Here is a 15,641-nt window from a genome sequence, read left to right as displayed (position 1 = left end):
CCCCCTTGCAGTTCCTGCAAGGGGGCCGAATTGTGGGTGGGGCGGGAAGGTTTCCGCACCGGGGGCCGAATTGCATTCGGGGAACACGTGGTGCGCGAATGCGCCGGTCATTACGGAGTCTGGGTTACGTTGAGGCCGCTAGAGCCCGAGCGGTATTCAGCGATGATCAGGAGGCAGCTCCATGCGCGAAACCGATTACTCGGCACCATTGGCCGGCACGGCCACGGGCGTACTGCGATTCGGACGGGGTGTCGTGCACGTGGCGATCCTCGCCGATGCGAATCTGTCGGGCCTGTTCCGGGCGCGTTTCGATGGTCCGCCGCCGGTGGTCGCGGCCACGGGCAATGCCATCGCCGTCGACTACAAGGGTTTTCAGCTCTTTCCCTGGCGTAAGCGCGCGGCGGATATCGCCTTGAATCCGGCCATACCGTGGCGGATCGAGATCGGTCACGGCGTCAGCGGCATGACCGCCGATCTGCGTCCGCTGCGCGTCACCGAGATCACCGTCAATGGCGGGGCCGGCAATGTCGATCTGCTGCTGGGCCGTCCGCAGGGCACCGTGCCGGTGCGGTTCGGCGCGGGGGTCAGCAGGGTCGGGATCACCCGCCCCCGGGATGTGGGCGTGCTGGCCGTGGTGCGCGGCGGCGCGAGCCGGTTCCGCCTCGACGATCAGAAGTTCGGGGCGCTGGGCGGGGAGACGCGGCTGGAGTCGCCGGATTACGCGGCGGCCGCGGATCGCTACGACATCGAGATCGGCGGCGGGGCCAGCCGGCTCACCATCGACCGGAACTGACCCCGTCGCACCGGACAGGGCTCAGTGCGGAACCGAGACGGCCGAGACGAATTCGGCCAGCTGGGCATCGGAGACATTCTTGGCGAGATCGGATTCGCAGATCATGCCGACCAACTGCTTGCCGCCCTTGACGTCGATGACCGGCAGCCGCTTGATCTGGTTCTGCTCCATGATGTCGAGAACATCGGTGACCGAGGTGTCCACATCGACCCAGCGCGGGGTGCCCTGTGCCAGATCGCCCGCGCGGACCCGGCTGGGGTCGTGGCCCTCGGCAATGCAGCGGACGACGATGTCACGGTCGGTGAGCATGCCGATCAAGCGGTCGTTATTGCAGATCGGCAGGGCGCCGACATCCATATTGCGCATCATTTGCGCCGCCCGGTCCAGGGTTTCGTCCGCGGGAATGCATTCCGCGGTGCGGTGCATGATGTCGCGAGCCTTCATTGCTTTCACAACAGCCTCCTGACTTGGTGGGTGATCCAGCACTTCTTCGGGCCACCCCACATCGTGACCCCGATCACACTCGGAGGTCAAACCGCAGGCGGCCGGTGCCGGGCACGCTCAGCCACACCGCGAGCGCGAGCAGGCCGTCCAGGGCCAGCGCGAGCGCGGCCACCAGGATGGCGCCGACCAGGACGCGGTCGTATTTGTAGAGGCCGATGCCGTCGAAGATATAGCGGCCCAGGCCACCCAGATTGACGTAGGCGGCAATGGTCGCGGTGGCCACGACCTGCAGGGTGGCCGCGCGCAGGCCGGTCAGCAGGATGGGCAGGGCATTGGGCAGCTCCACGCGCAGCAGCACCTGGTATTCGCGCATGCCCATGGCGCGGGAGGCGTCGACCACATCGGGATCCACATTGGCGATGCCCGCGTACGCGCCCGCCAGCAGCGGCGGAATGCCCACGGTGAGCAGCGCCAGCAGCGGCGGGATCAGGCCCAGGCCCAGGAGCAGCACCAGGAAGGTGAGCAGGCCCAGGGTGGGCAGGGCGCGCATGGCATTGGCGAAACCGACAATGAGCGCCGAGCCGCGGCGGGTGTGGCCGATGAGCAGGCCCAGCGGGACCGCGAGCAGCACCGATCCGGCGACGGTGAGGAAGCTGTACCAGAGGTGTTCGCCCAGGCGGGCGCCGATGCCGGTGGGGCCCGACCAGTTCGCGCCGGAGCTCAGGAAATCCCAGGCGTCGAGGAAAAGGTTCATGCGCCCGCGCCTTTCACCGGATCCATGGACGGATCGACCGCGGTGCGCAGCATTTGCATGCCGCCGCGCTTCGTGGTGGTGCGGACCCACGGGGTGGCCCAGCGGCCGATCAGGAACAGGGCGCGATCGATGACCAGCGCCAGCGCCAGGACGACGATGATGCCGGCGACGATCTCGTCCGGATAGTCGCGCTGATAGCCCTGGGTGAACAGCTTGCCCAGCCCGCCCACGCCGATGAGCGCGCCGACGGTGACCATGGAGATATTGGTGACCGCCACGACCCGCAGATTGGCCAGGAAAACCGGTAGGGCGAGCGGGAAGTCGACGGTCAGGGTGCGGCGCAGCCGGGTGTAGCCGATGGCGTCGGCCGCGTCGAGGACGGTGGCGGGCACCGAATCCAGGGCGGCGGGCACCGCCACCACCAGCAGCGCCACCGAGTAGATGGTCAGCGCGATGACCACGTTCAGCGGATCGATGGTGGAGATGCCGACCAGCGGCGGAATGATGACGAACAGGGCCAGCGAGGGAATGGTGTAGGCGATACCGGCGGCGGTGACGGTCACCCGGCGCAGCCACGGCACCCGATGCACCAGTGCGCCAAGGGGTATGGCGATGAGCAGGCCGATCAGCAGCGGCGCCAGCGCCAAGGCCAGATGGGTGCGAGTGAAGCCGGCGATCTCACCGAAGTTGTCGATCAGGTAGTTCATCGCGGCTCCGGCATCAGCGGGACTCCTCGAAGAAGTCGCGATTGCGTTCGCTGTCCTCCTCGCCGCGCTGGCGGGCCAGCTGCTCGAGCACATCGCCCGCCAGTACGCCGCCGCGCACCGCGCCGGAATCATCCACGGCCACACCGATTCCGGAGGGCGAGGAGACCGCGGCGTCGAGGGCCAGGCGCAGATCCCCGCCGGGCGGGAACAGCGACCCGCCCGCGGACATGCAGTCGTGCAGGGGTTTTCCGGCGCGGAAGCCCTCCACCCCGGTCACGTCGACCCAGCCCAGCGGATGCCCGCGTTCGTCCACCGCGAGCACCCACTCACCGAGTTCCAGTCGTAGCGCGCGAATTTCGTCGACGGTGGCGGTGCGGACGTCGTGCAGCCGCACGCCCTCGGCGCTGCGGAACGACAGCGCCCGGTACCCCCGATCGCGCCCGACGAATTCGGCCACGAAATCACTGGCGGGCTGGGCGAGAACGTATTGCGGGCGGTCGTACTGCTGCAGCCGCCCGCCCGGCCCGAAGACGGCGATGCGGTCGCCGAGGGTGACGGCCTCGTCGATGTCGTGGGTGACGAAGACGATGGTCTTGCGCAATTCCGCTTGCAGCCGCAGCATTTCGGTCTGCAATTCGGCGCGCACCACCGGGTCGACGGCGCTGAACGGCTCGTCCATGAGCAGGATGGGCGGGTCGGCGGCCAGCGCCCGGGCCACACCCACGCGCTGCTGCTGCCCGCCGGAGAGCTGCGCCGGATAACGTTGCGCCAGACCGCGATCCAGGCCGACCCGGTCGAGCACCTCCAGCGCGGCCCTGCGCGCCTCGCCACGCCGCTTGCCCTGCAGCATGGGCACGGTCGCGACATTGTCGACGACCGTGCGGTGCGGCAGCAGCCCGGCGCTCTGGATCACGTAGCCGATACCGAGTCGCAGCTGCACCGGATCGGTCGTCGAGATATCCCGTCCGGCAACGGTGATCGTCCCCGAGCTGGGGGTGATCATGCGGTTGATCATCCGCATGGATGTGGTCTTACCGCAGCCGGAGGGGCCGACGAATACCGTGAACGATCCGGACTCGATGCGCAGATCGAGGTGCTGCACCGCGGTGGTGCCGTCCGGATAGGTCTTGGTGACGCCGCTGAACTCGATATCGGACACGCGGACTCTCCTATCCGACCGGCTTGTCGAGCCCCTGCGCCGCCACCCAGGTCTTCGCGGCGGCCGCGGGCTCGGTCTTGGCCGAGCCCGACACCGCGGTATTGAGCGAGATCAGTTCGGCGGTGGTCAGCTTGGCCGAGACGGCATCGAGCACCGCCACCAGCTTGTCGCTCTTCTTGGCGGCATTGAACAGCGGCACCACGTTCTGGGCCGGGAAGTTGTTCTTGGGATCCTCCAGCACCACCAGGTTGTTCTCGGCGATGGCCTGGGAGGTGGTGAAGATATTGGCGGCGGTGACCTGGCCGTCGACCAGGGCGCGCACGGTGGCCGGACCGCCGCCATCGGCGATGGGCACGAAATTGCTCGCCGAGATGTCGAGGTTGTAGTTCTTCTTCAGGCCGGGCAATCCGACCGGGCGCTCCTGGAATTCGGCGGGCGCGGCGAACTTCACCTCGGCCGAATGCGCGGCCAGATCGCCGATGGTCTTCAGATTCCAGCGATCGGCGGTGGCGCGGGTGACCACCACCGCGTCGGAGTCCTGGCCCGGGGCGGGGGTGCCGATGCCGAGCTGCTCGCCGACCGCGGTCGCCAGCGCCTTGTCCACTTCCGCGGCGGAGGTGGCGGTGGCGTTCTTGTCCAGGTACTGCAGCAGATTGCCGGTGTAGTCCGGGATCAGGCTGATGGCGCACTCGCGCAGCGCGGGCACGTACGCCTCGCGGCTGCCGATATTGAGCTTGGTGTCGACCTGGAAGCCATTGGCCCGCAGCGCTTCCGCATAGATATTGGCCACCGTCTCCGATTCCGGGAAGTTGGCCGACCCGACCGTGATCTGATTGGTGTCGGTGGAGCAGCTGCCCCCGCCCGACAGCGGATCGGAGTCGCCGCCACAGGCCGTGGACGCCATGGCCGCGGCCAGCGCCACCGCGGCGGCGAGAATACGGAGCACGGTCCGGGTGGTGCGCCTGCCATCGGCGCGCGTGGTGAGCGTGTGCACTGTCGTCCTTCCGAGCGGGATGCGTGCGGCCCGCCGGTACTTCCGTGGCGAACCTGAGTGTTCATACTGCCCGTTGTGCGCCGCGCCCGGGGCCTACTGTGGGTCGGTTTCGCGTTTCGGCGGTGTGAGACGGCAGACTATGGCGGGTGTTCGGCAGAACAGACTCTTTCGCGCAGCCTGATCGCAATGCCCGGCGGGCGCGTCGTGCGCTGGTGCGTTTCGCGCTGGCCGGCGCGGTGGCGACGCTGGCCGTCGGCTGCGGCGGCGACGATCCCGGCCCGGTGCTCACCATCGGCGCCGGTGATTCCGCGCAATCCCGGGTTCTCGCCGAGATCTACGCGGGCGCGCTGTCGCGCACCGGCGCCCGTACCGCCACCAAATCCGGGATCGAACAGCGCGGTTACCTCTCCGCCCTGGACTCCGGCACCGTGAGCGTCCTGCCCGAGGTGAGCGGCGATCTGCTCACCGCCCTCGACTCCACCGCCGCGGCCCGCAAACCCGACGACGTGATCACCGCCCTGAATCGCGCGCTCCCCGAGGGCCTGATCGTCTCCGATCCCGCCGACGGCACGGATCTGCGTCCCGCGGTGGTGGTCCCCGAATCCGCCGCCGCGCAATTCCCGTCCTCGCTGCAGGACCTCGCACCCCGCTGCCCCGAACTCACCGTCGGCATCGCCACCGGTCCCGCGCTCGAACCGCTGCACGCACCCCTCGATCCCGAACGCGACGTGCTCGCCCCGCTGCGCGCCGTGTACGACTGTGCCCTCCCGGCCCCGCGCACCTATTCCACCCCCGCGGACCTGCGAAACGCCCTGTCCTCCGGTGAAGTTCAAGTGGCCGTGCTGTCCGGCCCGCCGGCCTACCTCCCCGAGGGCGGTCTCGCCGTGACCGCCCTCGCGGATCCGGACTACGCCTTCCGCGCCGCCAATGTCCTCCCGCTGTTGCGCAAGGCCGCCCTGACCGACCAGCAGCTCCGCAAACTCAACTACGTGGCGGGCGAACTCACCACCACCGAACTGGCGGACATGATCCGCCAGGTCCGCGACAACAATGTCGATCCGGCCGGACTGGCCCGCAACTGGCTCGACGCCCACGCTCTGTAACTGCGTCCCAACAGAATTCGCGCGTACCCTTGGCACCATCGGCGACACGGGGGCGGATCGTGAGCCTGGAGGACTGGCCGTGGCCGGAGGGCACCTTCCTGGCTCGGCTGTGCCCGGAATCCCGGCGGGACCTGCTCAAACTCGGCGCCCAGCAGTACTACGCCCCGGGCCGGACGCTGGTGCGTCACGGCGCCGACGCGACGAGCGTCTACCTGCTGCGTTCGCGCGACCAGACGGCCTCGGCCTGTGTGAAGATCTCCAATGCCGATGAGCAACTGCTCGCCATCCGGGTCAGCGGCGATGTGATCGGTGAACTCGGCGCCCTGGATCCGGGATCGGCGCGATCCGCCACCGCCACCGTCTGCACCGCCACCATCGCCCATTGCATTCCGGGAGAGGTATTCCTGGCATTCCTGGATGCGCACGCCGATGGTTGGCAGGTGCCGTGCCGCACCATCGCCGACCGTCTCGCCTGGTCCGATCAGCGCCGCCTGGACTTCGGGGAATGCCCGGTGCACGTCCGGCTGGCGCGGCTGCTGGTGGAGTTCGCGGAATCCCACGGCCGGGCAATCACGCTCGTGCGCGCGCCCGGTGATCCGGTAATCGCGGCGCGGGAAGTCACGGTGCGGCTTTCTTACAAGGAACTCGGAAATCTCATCGGTTCCCGGGTGGATGCCATCGGCCGCGCCATGACGACCATGCGGAAGGCGGAGCTGGCCTGCCTGCACAACGGGCACCTGGTCGTGCTCGACCTGGACGGATTGCGCGAGTTCGGCGGCCTGGTCTGAGGACCGGAGTCCGGCCTTCCGCGCGAAATTTCACCCCTGCCGGACCGGATTTTTCAGGCGCTCTTGTGCTTTCGCCGTGTCACTCTCGAGGTTCACCTATACCTCGGCGGCGGGAGGGCGCGGCGCAACGAATTTCCATCGGCAATGTCTCGGATTGATACCGGACCGGGCCGGGCGGGCCGAAAGTTCGCTTACCGTGGAAGGTCCGGGGACAACTTCCGAATCGTGTGAAAGTCCGCCTGGTTTTTGGATTTTCAGGGACTTCTCAGTTTATTGCTGGAAGTTCCCGAGGTTGTTGCCCAGTTATTACTTCAGGAGGGGTTCATGTCGGAAAACGAATCGATGGCCGGGGGCGCGGAGGCCGATCGGTTGTACCGGAGTCTGGCCGATACGCACAGCCCGCTGGCGGCGGCGTTGATCGCGGCGGCCGTCACGGGGGAGTGGCCGCTGGACAGCTCGGCGCCGGTCAGTCGCGCAGGGCTGCGGATAGTGCCTGGTTCAGGGCCAGGGCGGGGAGGGAGTCGACGAGCATATCGATCAGTTCCGCGCGGGTGATGGGTTCGGAGCGCAGCCAGGTGAGGGTGGTCTCTTCGACGAAGGCGATCCAGCCGCGCACCGCGAGGGCCAGGCGGGGGCGGTCGGCGTCGGTGGCGGGGATGGGGGATTCGGTGAGGATGCGGTCGACCTGGGCCTGGCGGTGGGCGTCGACCATGGCGGCCAGATCGGGGCTGGCGGAGGCCGGGCCGCGCAGCAGGGCCAGATACGAGGTGCGGTTCTCCGAGACGTAGTCCACATAGCGCTGGATGGCGTCGCGGAGCATATCGGGGAGGGCGAGATCGCGATTGGGGGTGGTGCGTTCCAGCAGCTGGGCATTGGCGTGCTGGACGATCGCGAGGTGGAAGTCCTGTTTGGTGGGGAAGTAGTGGAAGAGCAGGCCGCGGGAGATGCCTGCCTGTTCGGCGATCTCGCCGACCGAGATATCCTCGAGCGCGCGTTCGCGCAGCATGCGGGCGCCGAGGGTGATCAGCTGGCTGCGCCGCTCGTCGGGGCTGAGGCGCACGCGTTTGGCTCCGGTCTCCGGTTTGGTCACGGTGCGCTCCTTGGTCACGGGTTCAGCTTACTGAACATGAGTCAATACTGTTGACTCGGGCTCAATAAGACCCTACGCTCGGGTACATGAGTCGCAAGGTTACAGACAAAGCTGTCGGCAACCGGCCTGTCCGGCATTCCCGCATCATCATCGTCGGCAGCGGGTTCTCGGGCCTGGGCATGGCGATCCGGCTGAGCCAGCAGGGTCGCAACGACTACCTGGTGCTCGAGCGCGGCCATGATGTCGGCGGCACCTGGCGCGACAACACCTATCCGGGCGCGGCCTGCGATGTGCCCTCGCAGCTGTACTCGTACTCCTTCGCACTCAATCCGGACTGGTCGCGCTCGTTCTCCAAGCAGCCGGAGATCCAGCGCTACATCCAGGGCGTCGCCGACAAGTACGGCGTGCGCGACCGCCACGTCTTCGGCTGCGATATGACCGGCGCGCAGTGGAACGCCGAGACCTCGCGCTGGGACATCCAGACCTCGCAGGGCCCGTTCACCGCGGACATCCTGATCTCCGCCGTGGGCGCGCTGTGTGAGCCCAATCTGCCGGATATCAAGGGCATCAACGGCTTCGAGGGCGAGATCTTCCATTCCGCGCGCTGGGACCACGATGCCGACCTGACCGGTAAGCGGGTCGCGGTGATCGGCACCGGCGCCTCGGCCATTCAGATCGTGCCGAATATCGCGAAGCAGGTCGCGCACCTGGACGTCTACCAGCGCACCGCGCCGTGGCTGCTGCCGCGCGCGGACCGCCCCTACACGCTGCCGGAAAAGCTGGCGTTCAAGCACATTCCGGGATACCAGGCGCTCTCGCGCGCCGCCATCTACGCCGTGCGCGAGACCCAGGTGGTGGGCCTGGCCAAGTTCCCGCCGGCCATGCTCGCCCTCGAAGCCGTCGCGCGCGCAAAGCTTTTCGCCGAGATCCGGGATCCGGAACTGCGCGCCAAGGCGACCCCGGACTTCCGCATCGGCTGCAAGCGCATGCTGATCTCCAACGACTACTACCCGGCGCTCTCGCGCGACAATGTAGACCTGGTCACCGACGGCATCCGGGAGATCAACGCCAACTCCATCGTCACCGCCGACGGCACCGAGCGCGTGGTGGACGCCATCGTGGTGGCCACCGGCTTCCACGTCACCGACTCACCGGTGTTCGAGACCATTGCCGGGCGCGACGGCCGCACGCTCGCCGAGGTTTTCGACGAGGGCGGGCAGCAGGGCTACAAGGGTTCGACGATCCACAATTACCCGAATATGTTCTTCCTGCTGGGCCCGAATGTCGGCCTGGGACACACCTCGATGGTGTACATGATCGAATCGCAGATCAACTACATTGCCGATGCGGTGGCGCAGATCGACGGCCTCGGACTGCGGACCGTCGAGGTGCGCAAAGATGTGCAGGACGAGTTCAATGCCGGACTGCAGAAGAAGCTGGCCGGTTCGGTGTGGAGCACGGGCGGGTGCGCGTCCTGGTATCTCGACAAGCACGGCAACAACACCACACTGTGGCCGGATTTCACCTTCCGTTTCCGCAGTCTGCTCGAGAAATTCGATGTGTCCGCCTACGCGGTCAGCAAATAGGCCGAGCGGTCGGCAAGTAACCCCAACCGGACGAAAGTAGTGAATCCGTGAGCAACGATGCTTACTTCAAGGACAAGGTCTGCGTGATCACCGGCGCCGGCTCCGGCATCGGCCGCGCGCTGGCGGAGAACCTGGCCCGCCGCGGCGCCAAGCTCGCGCTGTCGGACATCGACACCGAGGGCCTCGCCGAAACCGTGCGCCGCTGTGCGAAGTACGGCGTGCAGATCAAATCCGACCGGCTCAATGTGGCCGAGCGCGAGGCCGTGCTGCTCTACGCCGACGAGGTGAAGAAGCACTTCGGCGCGGTCCACCAGATCTACAACAATGCCGGCATCGCCCACCACGGCGACGTGATCTCCACGTCGTTCAAGGACATCGACCGGATCATGGACGTCGACTTCTACGGAGTCGTCAACGGCACCAAGGCCTTCCTGCCGCACCTGGTCGAATCCGGCGCGGGCCATGTCGTCAATATCTCCAGCCTGTTCGGCCTCATCGCCGTCCCCGGCCAGAGCGCCTACAACGCGGCCAAATTCGCGGTGCGCGGCTTCACCGAGGCGCTGCGCCAGGAAATGCTCATGTCCGGCCACAAGGTCAAGGTCACCTGCGTGCACCCCGGCGGCATCAAGACCGCGGTGGCGCGCAATGCCACCGTCGCCGAGGGACTCGATCAGAAGAACCTGGCCGCGCTGTTCGACTCCAAGCTGGCCATGCACACCCCGGAAATGGCCGCGCAGACCATTACCGAGGGCGTCGCCCGCGGCCACGGTCGCGTGCTGATCGGCTGGGAGGCAAAGCTTCTCGACCTGTTCGTGCGCAGCACCGGCTCGTACTATCAGCGCATCGCCGCCATCGTGCAAAAGCGCGTCCTGCCGTAAGGAATCCGGTCATGCCCGACTTGTCGCTCCCACTTCCCGTGGCCCGCGCGGTCTTTCATCCGATCTTCCGCGTCATCCTGAACGCCCGCCTGCCCTTCGCGGTGCAGCGGGCGCTCATGAACGCGGGCGCCCCGTTGCAGGGCGCGCCGCGGGGCACGCACGTGGAGCGGGTCCGGCTCGGCGGCCGCCCGGCCGAACGGGTGACGGTGGGCCCGAGCTCCGATATCGCCACCGTGCTGTATCTGCACGGCGGCGGTTACACCGTCGGATCCCCGGCCAGCCATCGCCCGCTGACGGCCTTCCTGGCGCGTGAAACCGGTTGCCCGGTGCAGGTTCTGGACTATCGCCTGGCGCCCGAGCATCCGTATCCGGCCGCCCTGGACGACGCCGAGGCGGCGTTCCTGGAACTGGTCGCCTTCGGCTACCGTCCCGAACGCATTGCCATCGCCGGTGATTCGGCCGGCGGCGGGCTGTCGCTGGCGCTGGCCCTGCGGCTGCGGGACAAGCACGGTTTCATCCCGGCCGCGCTGGGGCTGATCGCCCCGTGGGCCGATCCGAACGAGATCCCGGACCGGGCACGGGATCTGGTGATCAACAAGCCGTGGTCGCGCGCCTGCGCCGCCGCCTATCTGGGTGGCGGAGACGGTCGCGACACCGGCTATGCGCCGCTGCTCGGGGATCTGCACGGCCTGCCGCCGACCTATGTGCACGCCGATGTGGACGAGCTGCTGTACGACCAGTGCACCCGGCTGGTGGCGAAATTGCGCGAATCGGGGGTGGATACCCGGTTCACCGAAACCGAGGGGCTCTGGCACGTCGCCCAGCTCCAGGCCGGTCTGGTGGCCCCCGCCGCCGCGATTACCACCGAGCTCGGCGGCTTCCTGCGGCGCGCGCTGCGGCCCGCCCCGACCCGCTCGGCCGGATAGCCGGAAACACCCGGCCGGTGCCCGCGACCTGCGCGGGAACCGGTCTGCCGACGGCTCGTCCTCCGTAGGATGGGTGCCGTATTCGCCGCGTCGGCCCCGGTACCGCGCGCCGGGACAAGACTGTGCGGTCGGTCCGACGCGGCCGTCGAGCGTGGCGTACATTACTTGCCAGTAACGCACTGTGGAAGGGCAACGATGCGAGAGTTCGAAGTCCCGGCTTCTTACACCATCCCGGAAAGCGCCAATATGTCGGACGGAGCATTCCGGCATGCGGAGAAGACGCCGAACCTGGTGGTTTTCAATACCCCGGACGGCAACGGCGGCTGGAACGATGTCACCGCGGCGGAGTTCGCGAAGACCGTGACCAGTGTGGCCAAGGGTCTGGTCGCCTCCGGCGTCGAACTCGGTGATCGCGTCGCCATCATGGCCGCCACCAGCTACGACTGGGTCGTCCTCGACTTCGCCATCTGGGCCGCCGGCGGCTGCACCGTCGCCATCTTCGACAGCTCCTCGGCCGAGCAGTGCCGGTGGATCCTGTCCGACTCCGCCACCAAGCTCGCCGTGGTCGAGAACGACAAGCACCGCGCCACCATCGCCGAAATCGAAGGCGGGCTGAGCGAGATGAAGGAGGTGCTGCAACTCGACAAGAGCGCCATCGCCGATCTCGTCGCGCGCGGCGCCGATCTCGACGACGCCGTGGTGCACGAGCGCCGCGCTCAGGTGAAGGCGGCTTCCCCGGCCACCCTGATCTACACCTCCGGCACCACCGGGCGGCCCAAGGGCGTCATGCTCTCGCACGCCAACCTGTACGCCGAATCCGCCGCCGACCGCGCGGCCATGAGCGAATTCCTGCGGCCGGGCCGCAAGTCGCTGCTGTTCCTGCCGCTGGCCCACGTCTTCGCGCGCGCCGTCGCGCTGGCCGCCTTCGACGCCGGCGTCACCGTCGCGCACACCTCCGACTGGACCACGCTGGTGGAGCAGTTCGGCCAGTACAAGCCGGATTTCATCCTCTCGGTGCCGCGCGTGTTCGAGAAGGTCTTCAACGGCGCCAAGCAGAAGGCGCACGACGGCGGCAAGGGCAAGATCTTCGACTATGCCGCCGAGGTCGCCATTCGGTACAGCCAGGCGCTGCAGGACGGCAAGCCCGGTCTGGTGCTGAAGTTGCAGCACAGCCTGTTCGACAAGCTGGTGTACAGCAAGCTGCGCGAGGCCATGGGCGGCCGCTGCCTGTCCGCGGTCTCCGGCGGCGGTCCGCTGGGCGCGCGCCTGGGCCACTACTTCCGCGGCGCCGGCGTCACCATCTACGAGGGCTACGGCCTGACCGAGTCCACCGCGGCCGTCAGCGTGAACACCCCCCAGCACATCAAGGTCGGCTCGGTGGGCCGCCCGCTGCCGGGGCACGCCGCCAAAGTCGCCGAGGACGGCGAGCTGCTCATCAAGGGCCCGGTCGTGTTCGGCGGTTACTGGAACAATCCGGAGGCCTCCGCCGACGCCTTCGCGGACGGCTGGTTCAAGACCGGTGACCTGGGCGCCATCGACGAGAACGGCTTCATCTCCATCGTCGGCCGCAAGAAGGAAATCATCGTCACCGCCGGCGGCAAGAACGTCTCCCCGGCCATGCTCGAGGACTCCCTGCGCCAGCACCCGCTGATCAGCCAGGTCATGGTGGTCGGCGACGGCCAGCCGTTCATCGGCGCGCTCATCACCCTGGATCAGGAGGCGCTGCCGGGCTGGAAGGAACGCAACGGCATCTCCACCGACACCACCATGGAGCATCTGATCGAGAATCCGGCGCTGGTGGCCGAGATCAACGAGGCGGTGGCCAATACCAACAAGCTGGTCTCGCACGCCGAGGCCATCAAGAAGATCCGCATCCTCCCGGTCGACTGGACCCAGGAGGGCGGCGAGCTCACCCCGAAGATGTCGCTCAAGCGCAATGTCGTGATGAAGCAGTACGCCGCGGATGTGGACGCGATCTACGGCTGATCACCGATGAATCCCGGCAGCGGCCGTCGTCCCCATTACGGGGGCGGCGGCCGCCGCCGTTTCCCGGATACCCCATCGAGCGAGGAGGCACCGTGAACCTGAACCCCTACCTGTTCTTCAACGGCAACGCCGAGGAGGCGTTCACCTTCTACCGATCCGTCTTCGGTGGCGACCTCCAACTCACCCGCTTCGGCGAGATGGGCGACGGCGCAAGCCTTCCGGAGGAGGCCAAGAACCTGGTCGCCCACGTGGCCCTCCCGCTGCGCGGCACCTCCCACCTGCTGATGGGCTCCGACTGCCCGCCCGGCCAGACGGTCGACACCGCCAGCCCCGCCTACGCCGTCTCGGTCGACATGGACGACCGCGAGGAAGCCGAACGCGTCTTCGCCGAACTCTCCGCGGGCGGCGCAGTCTCCCTCCCCTTCGGCAAGACCGAATGGGCCGAGGGCTTCGGCATGCTCACCGACAAGTTCGCGGTGCCGTGGATGGTCGGCTACACCCCGGCCTCCTAGCCCGTCTCAACCGAGGAACCCGGCCAGCAATGGAATCGCGGCCGCCGGGCAGTCCTCGTGCACCGTGTGACCGCACCCCGGCAACACCCGTGCGGTCGCATCCGGAATGCGGGCGGGTTGGCGGCGCCGTCCTGGTTCGGCCTTGTCCGGTCGTCACCGGTGTGGATCCCGGCCGAAAGCATGCCGGGATGGCGATAGATGACGTCGCTCGACACAGGGGGTGTCTTAGCGCAAAATCCCGTCTTATCGCGATTCTGAAGTCGCAGGAGCGCTCCTGTGGCGTGTCCGGGGCCGTACTCGGAGGCGGCCCGGTGGAACGTGACGGTGGGTGAGCGGTGTCACCGTGCGGGCAGGCGGTCGAGGAAATCGGCGATGAGGCCGGCGATTTCGCGCAGGTGGGTTTCCAGTGCGAAATGGCCGGTGTCGAAGAGGTGCAGGTCGGCGTCGGGGAGGTCGGCGAGGTAGGCGTGGGCGCCGGGGGCGGGGAAGAAGGGGTCGTTGGCGCCCCAGGTGATGAGGGTGGGCGGGCGGTGTTCGCGGAGCCAGGACTGCCATTCGGGGTAGCGGGCGAGGTTCGAGTGGTAGTCGAAGGCGAGGGCTACCTGGGCCTCCTTGCGGCCGGGGAGGTCGAGGTAGTGCTGGTCCAGGGTCCAGCTGTCAGGGGAGAGCCGAGACGGGTCGGCGACGCCGTGTTCGTATTGGCCGCGGGTGCCTTCGAGGGTGAGCAGGCCGCGGATGGTGTCCTCCGCGCCGTCCTGATCGGGGCGCAGGGAGATGAAATCCTTTGCGCCGTCGGAGAGTCCGGATTCGTAGGCGTTGCCGTTCTGGACGATGAGGCCGGTGATCCACTCCGGGTGGCGGGTGGCCAGGCGGAAGCCGACGGGGGCGCCGAAGTCGAAGACGTAGAGGGCGAAGCGGGTCAGGCCCAGCTCGCGGACGAAGCCCTCGGTGATGTCGGCCAGGCGGTCGAAGGAATACGCGAAATCGGCTGGGGCGACGGTGTTTCCGAAGCCGGGGTAGTCGGGGGCGATGAGGCGGTAGCGGTCGCCGAGGGTGTCGATGAGGCGGCGGAATTGGTGTGAGCCCGAGGGGAAACCGTGCAGGAGCAACAGGGTCGGTGCGTCGGGACGAGTGGGGACGGATTCGCGGTAGAAGACCTCGACGCCGTCGACCTCGATGCTCTGGTGGCGGATCAGGGGGAGCTCGCTCATGACTCACATGCTTTCTCGTTGAGATGTTGCATTAGTTTTAGCCGGATCACTTCTAATGTGTCAAGTGGGTGAGTTAGCATTAGAAATGTGAGTGACCTCGAACCGCTGATCGGTGAACCGCTGGCCCTCGACCTGGTCAACACCCGGCCGGTCGGCGCCGACCTGCTGACCACGCCCGAACAGCTGGCGGACTGGTTGCGACGGCAGGCCGACCGGCTGGGCGAACCGATTCCGGCTCGGCTCGACGAGGCCGACCTCCAGGCCGTGCGCGCCGTGCGGGAATACACCGCCGCCGTGCTCGACGCCCTGTTGCACGACCGGCGGCCGCCCTCGGCCGCGCTCGCGGGTTTGACGGCGGCGCAATCGGCCGCGCCTGCCATTCGCGTCATGGACTGGGACGGAACGGGTCTCGTCGCGATACCGACGCGCGCCGGGACCGCCGGCGCTCGCCTGGCCGCCGCCCTCGCCGATGCCGCGGTGGATCTGCTGACCGATCCCGCCCTCGCCAAGGTGAAGCGGTGCGCCGCCGAGGACTGCGTGATGCTCTTCCTGCCCGCGCATCCGCGCCGGCAGTGGTGCTCACCGGAACGCTGCGGGAATCGGGCTCGTGTCGCCCGGTATTACCAGCGCCACAAGGCCGCGACCGGCTAGGACCGGGGGCTTCGGGTCCGTCACCGTTCTGTCACACCTCGATCGGGTGTATCCGGCGA

At 67.8% G+C, this 15,641-nt stretch carries 16 protein-coding genes; 9 read left to right on the top strand and 7 right to left on the bottom strand.

Annotated elements, in window-relative coordinates:
- The first annotated feature begins 181 nt into the window (after window positions 1-181).
- Window positions 182-793, top strand: a complete 612-nt coding sequence (locus tag ACYQ5L_RS31980) for a hypothetical protein (protein ID WP_459961918.1) — start codon at window positions 182-184, stop codon at window positions 791-793.
- 21 nt (window positions 794-814) lie between these two features.
- On the opposite strand, the gene ACYQ5L_RS31975 is transcribed toward ACYQ5L_RS31980, so the two are convergent.
- From ACYQ5L_RS31975 to ACYQ5L_RS31955, 5 genes are all read right to left on the bottom strand, one after another.
- The gene (locus tag ACYQ5L_RS31975; RefSeq protein WP_459963609.1) at window positions 815-1,237 is read right to left on the bottom strand and encodes a CBS domain-containing protein; all 423 of its coding nucleotides are present in this window, start codon (window positions 1,235-1,237) and stop codon (window positions 815-817) included.
- Between the two features lie 73 nt (window positions 1,238-1,310).
- Window positions 1,311-1,991: an ABC transporter permease gene (locus ACYQ5L_RS31970; protein WP_459961917.1), complete on the bottom strand. Its 681-nt coding sequence runs from the start codon at window positions 1,989-1,991 to the stop codon at window positions 1,311-1,313.
- On the bottom strand, window positions 1,988-2,698 hold the full coding sequence (locus tag ACYQ5L_RS31965; protein WP_459961916.1) for an ABC transporter permease: 711 nt from the start codon (window positions 2,696-2,698) through the stop codon (window positions 1,988-1,990). The genes ACYQ5L_RS31970 and ACYQ5L_RS31965 overlap by 4 nt, the downstream gene beginning before the upstream one ends.
- A 13-nt stretch (window positions 2,699-2,711) precedes the next feature.
- Complete coding sequence (locus tag ACYQ5L_RS31960) at window positions 2,712-3,857, bottom strand: ABC transporter ATP-binding protein (protein WP_459961915.1); 1,146 nt, start codon at window positions 3,855-3,857, stop codon at window positions 2,712-2,714.
- Window positions 3,858-3,867: 10 nt separating this feature from the next.
- Window positions 3,868-4,761 (bottom strand): ABC transporter substrate-binding protein, encoded by an 894-nt coding sequence (locus ACYQ5L_RS31955; RefSeq protein ID WP_459963608.1) that lies wholly within the window; start codon window positions 4,759-4,761, stop codon window positions 3,868-3,870.
- A 236-nt stretch (window positions 4,762-4,997) separates the two neighbouring features.
- Here ACYQ5L_RS31955 and ACYQ5L_RS31950 point away from each other — a divergent pair, with 236 nt between their 5' ends.
- Window positions 4,998-5,954: a glycine betaine ABC transporter substrate-binding protein gene (locus ACYQ5L_RS31950; RefSeq protein WP_459961914.1), complete on the top strand. Its 957-nt coding sequence runs from the start codon at window positions 4,998-5,000 to the stop codon at window positions 5,952-5,954.
- A gap of 59 nt (window positions 5,955-6,013) precedes the next feature.
- Complete coding sequence (locus ACYQ5L_RS31945; RefSeq protein WP_459961913.1) at window positions 6,014-6,742, top strand: Crp/Fnr family transcriptional regulator; 729 nt, start codon at window positions 6,014-6,016, stop codon at window positions 6,740-6,742.
- A gap of 466 nt (window positions 6,743-7,208) precedes the next feature.
- On the opposite strand, the gene ACYQ5L_RS31940 is transcribed toward ACYQ5L_RS31945, so the two are convergent.
- Window positions 7,209-7,850, bottom strand: a complete 642-nt coding sequence (locus tag ACYQ5L_RS31940; RefSeq protein ID WP_459961912.1) for a TetR/AcrR family transcriptional regulator — start codon at window positions 7,848-7,850, stop codon at window positions 7,209-7,211.
- A gap of 68 nt (window positions 7,851-7,918) precedes the next feature.
- On the opposite strand from ACYQ5L_RS31940, the gene ACYQ5L_RS31935 reads away from it, so the two are divergent.
- From ACYQ5L_RS31935 to ACYQ5L_RS31915, 5 genes are all read left to right on the top strand, one after another.
- On the top strand, window positions 7,919-9,418 hold the full coding sequence (locus tag ACYQ5L_RS31935) for a flavin-containing monooxygenase (protein WP_459961911.1): 1,500 nt from the start codon (window positions 7,919-7,921) through the stop codon (window positions 9,416-9,418).
- A gap of 47 nt (window positions 9,419-9,465) precedes the next feature.
- Complete coding sequence (locus ACYQ5L_RS31930) at window positions 9,466-10,296, top strand: SDR family NAD(P)-dependent oxidoreductase (protein ID WP_459961910.1); 831 nt, start codon at window positions 9,466-9,468, stop codon at window positions 10,294-10,296.
- An 11-nt stretch (window positions 10,297-10,307) separates the two neighbouring features.
- Window positions 10,308-11,222 (top strand): alpha/beta hydrolase, encoded by a 915-nt coding sequence (locus ACYQ5L_RS31925; protein ID WP_459961909.1) that lies wholly within the window; start codon window positions 10,308-10,310, stop codon window positions 11,220-11,222.
- Between the two features lie 195 nt (window positions 11,223-11,417).
- Entirely contained in the window at window positions 11,418-13,208 is a 1,791-nt protein-coding gene (locus ACYQ5L_RS31920; RefSeq protein ID WP_459961908.1) for an AMP-dependent synthetase/ligase, read from the top strand.
- A gap of 92 nt (window positions 13,209-13,300) precedes the next feature.
- Window positions 13,301-13,720 (top strand): VOC family protein, encoded by a 420-nt coding sequence (locus tag ACYQ5L_RS31915; protein ID WP_459961907.1) that lies wholly within the window; start codon window positions 13,301-13,303, stop codon window positions 13,718-13,720.
- A gap of 338 nt (window positions 13,721-14,058) precedes the next feature.
- Here the strand turns inward: ACYQ5L_RS31915 and ACYQ5L_RS31910 are convergent, their stop codons facing one another.
- Window positions 14,059-14,931 (bottom strand): alpha/beta fold hydrolase, encoded by an 873-nt coding sequence (locus ACYQ5L_RS31910; RefSeq protein ID WP_459961906.1) that lies wholly within the window; start codon window positions 14,929-14,931, stop codon window positions 14,059-14,061.
- A gap of 87 nt (window positions 14,932-15,018) precedes the next feature.
- Between ACYQ5L_RS31910 and ACYQ5L_RS31905 the strand changes: the two genes are divergently transcribed.
- A complete protein-coding gene (locus ACYQ5L_RS31905) occupies window positions 15,019-15,582 on the top strand; it encodes a CGNR zinc finger domain-containing protein (protein ID WP_459961905.1) in 564 nt (187 codons plus the stop codon).
- The last annotated feature ends 59 nt before the right edge of the window (window positions 15,583-15,641 follow it).

This window comes from Nocardia sp. IFM 10818 (genome assembly GCF_054655275.1).
This window is presented reverse-complemented; position numbering and strand designations above follow the sequence as displayed.

What these genes read in the sequence shown, in the direction of transcription:
- ACYQ5L_RS31920 (WP_459961908.1), top strand. Translation starts at nt 11,418, where the DNA reads ATGCGAGAGTTCGAAGTCCCGGCTTCTTACACCATCCCGGAAAGCGCC.
- ACYQ5L_RS31980 (WP_459961918.1), top strand. Translation starts at nt 182, where the DNA reads ATGCGCGAAACCGATTACTCGGCACCATTGGCCGGCACGGCCACGGGC.
- ACYQ5L_RS31975 (WP_459963609.1), bottom strand. Translation starts at nt 1,237, where the DNA reads ATGAAGGCTCGCGACATCATGCACCGCACCGCGGAATGCATTCCCGCG.
- ACYQ5L_RS31955 (WP_459963608.1), bottom strand. Translation starts at nt 4,761, where the DNA reads ATGGCGTCCACGGCCTGTGGCGGCGACTCCGATCCGCTGTCGGGCGGG.
- ACYQ5L_RS31925 (WP_459961909.1), top strand. Translation starts at nt 10,308, where the DNA reads ATGCCCGACTTGTCGCTCCCACTTCCCGTGGCCCGCGCGGTCTTTCAT.
- ACYQ5L_RS31935 (WP_459961911.1), top strand. Translation starts at nt 7,919, where the DNA reads ATGAGTCGCAAGGTTACAGACAAAGCTGTCGGCAACCGGCCTGTCCGG.
- ACYQ5L_RS31910 (WP_459961906.1), bottom strand. Translation starts at nt 14,931, where the DNA reads ATGAGCGAGCTCCCCCTGATCCGCCACCAGAGCATCGAGGTCGACGGC.
- ACYQ5L_RS31970 (WP_459961917.1), bottom strand. Translation starts at nt 1,991, where the DNA reads ATGAACCTTTTCCTCGACGCCTGGGATTTCCTGAGCTCCGGCGCGAAC.
- ACYQ5L_RS31965 (WP_459961916.1), bottom strand. Translation starts at nt 2,698, where the DNA reads ATGAACTACCTGATCGACAACTTCGGTGAGATCGCCGGCTTCACTCGC.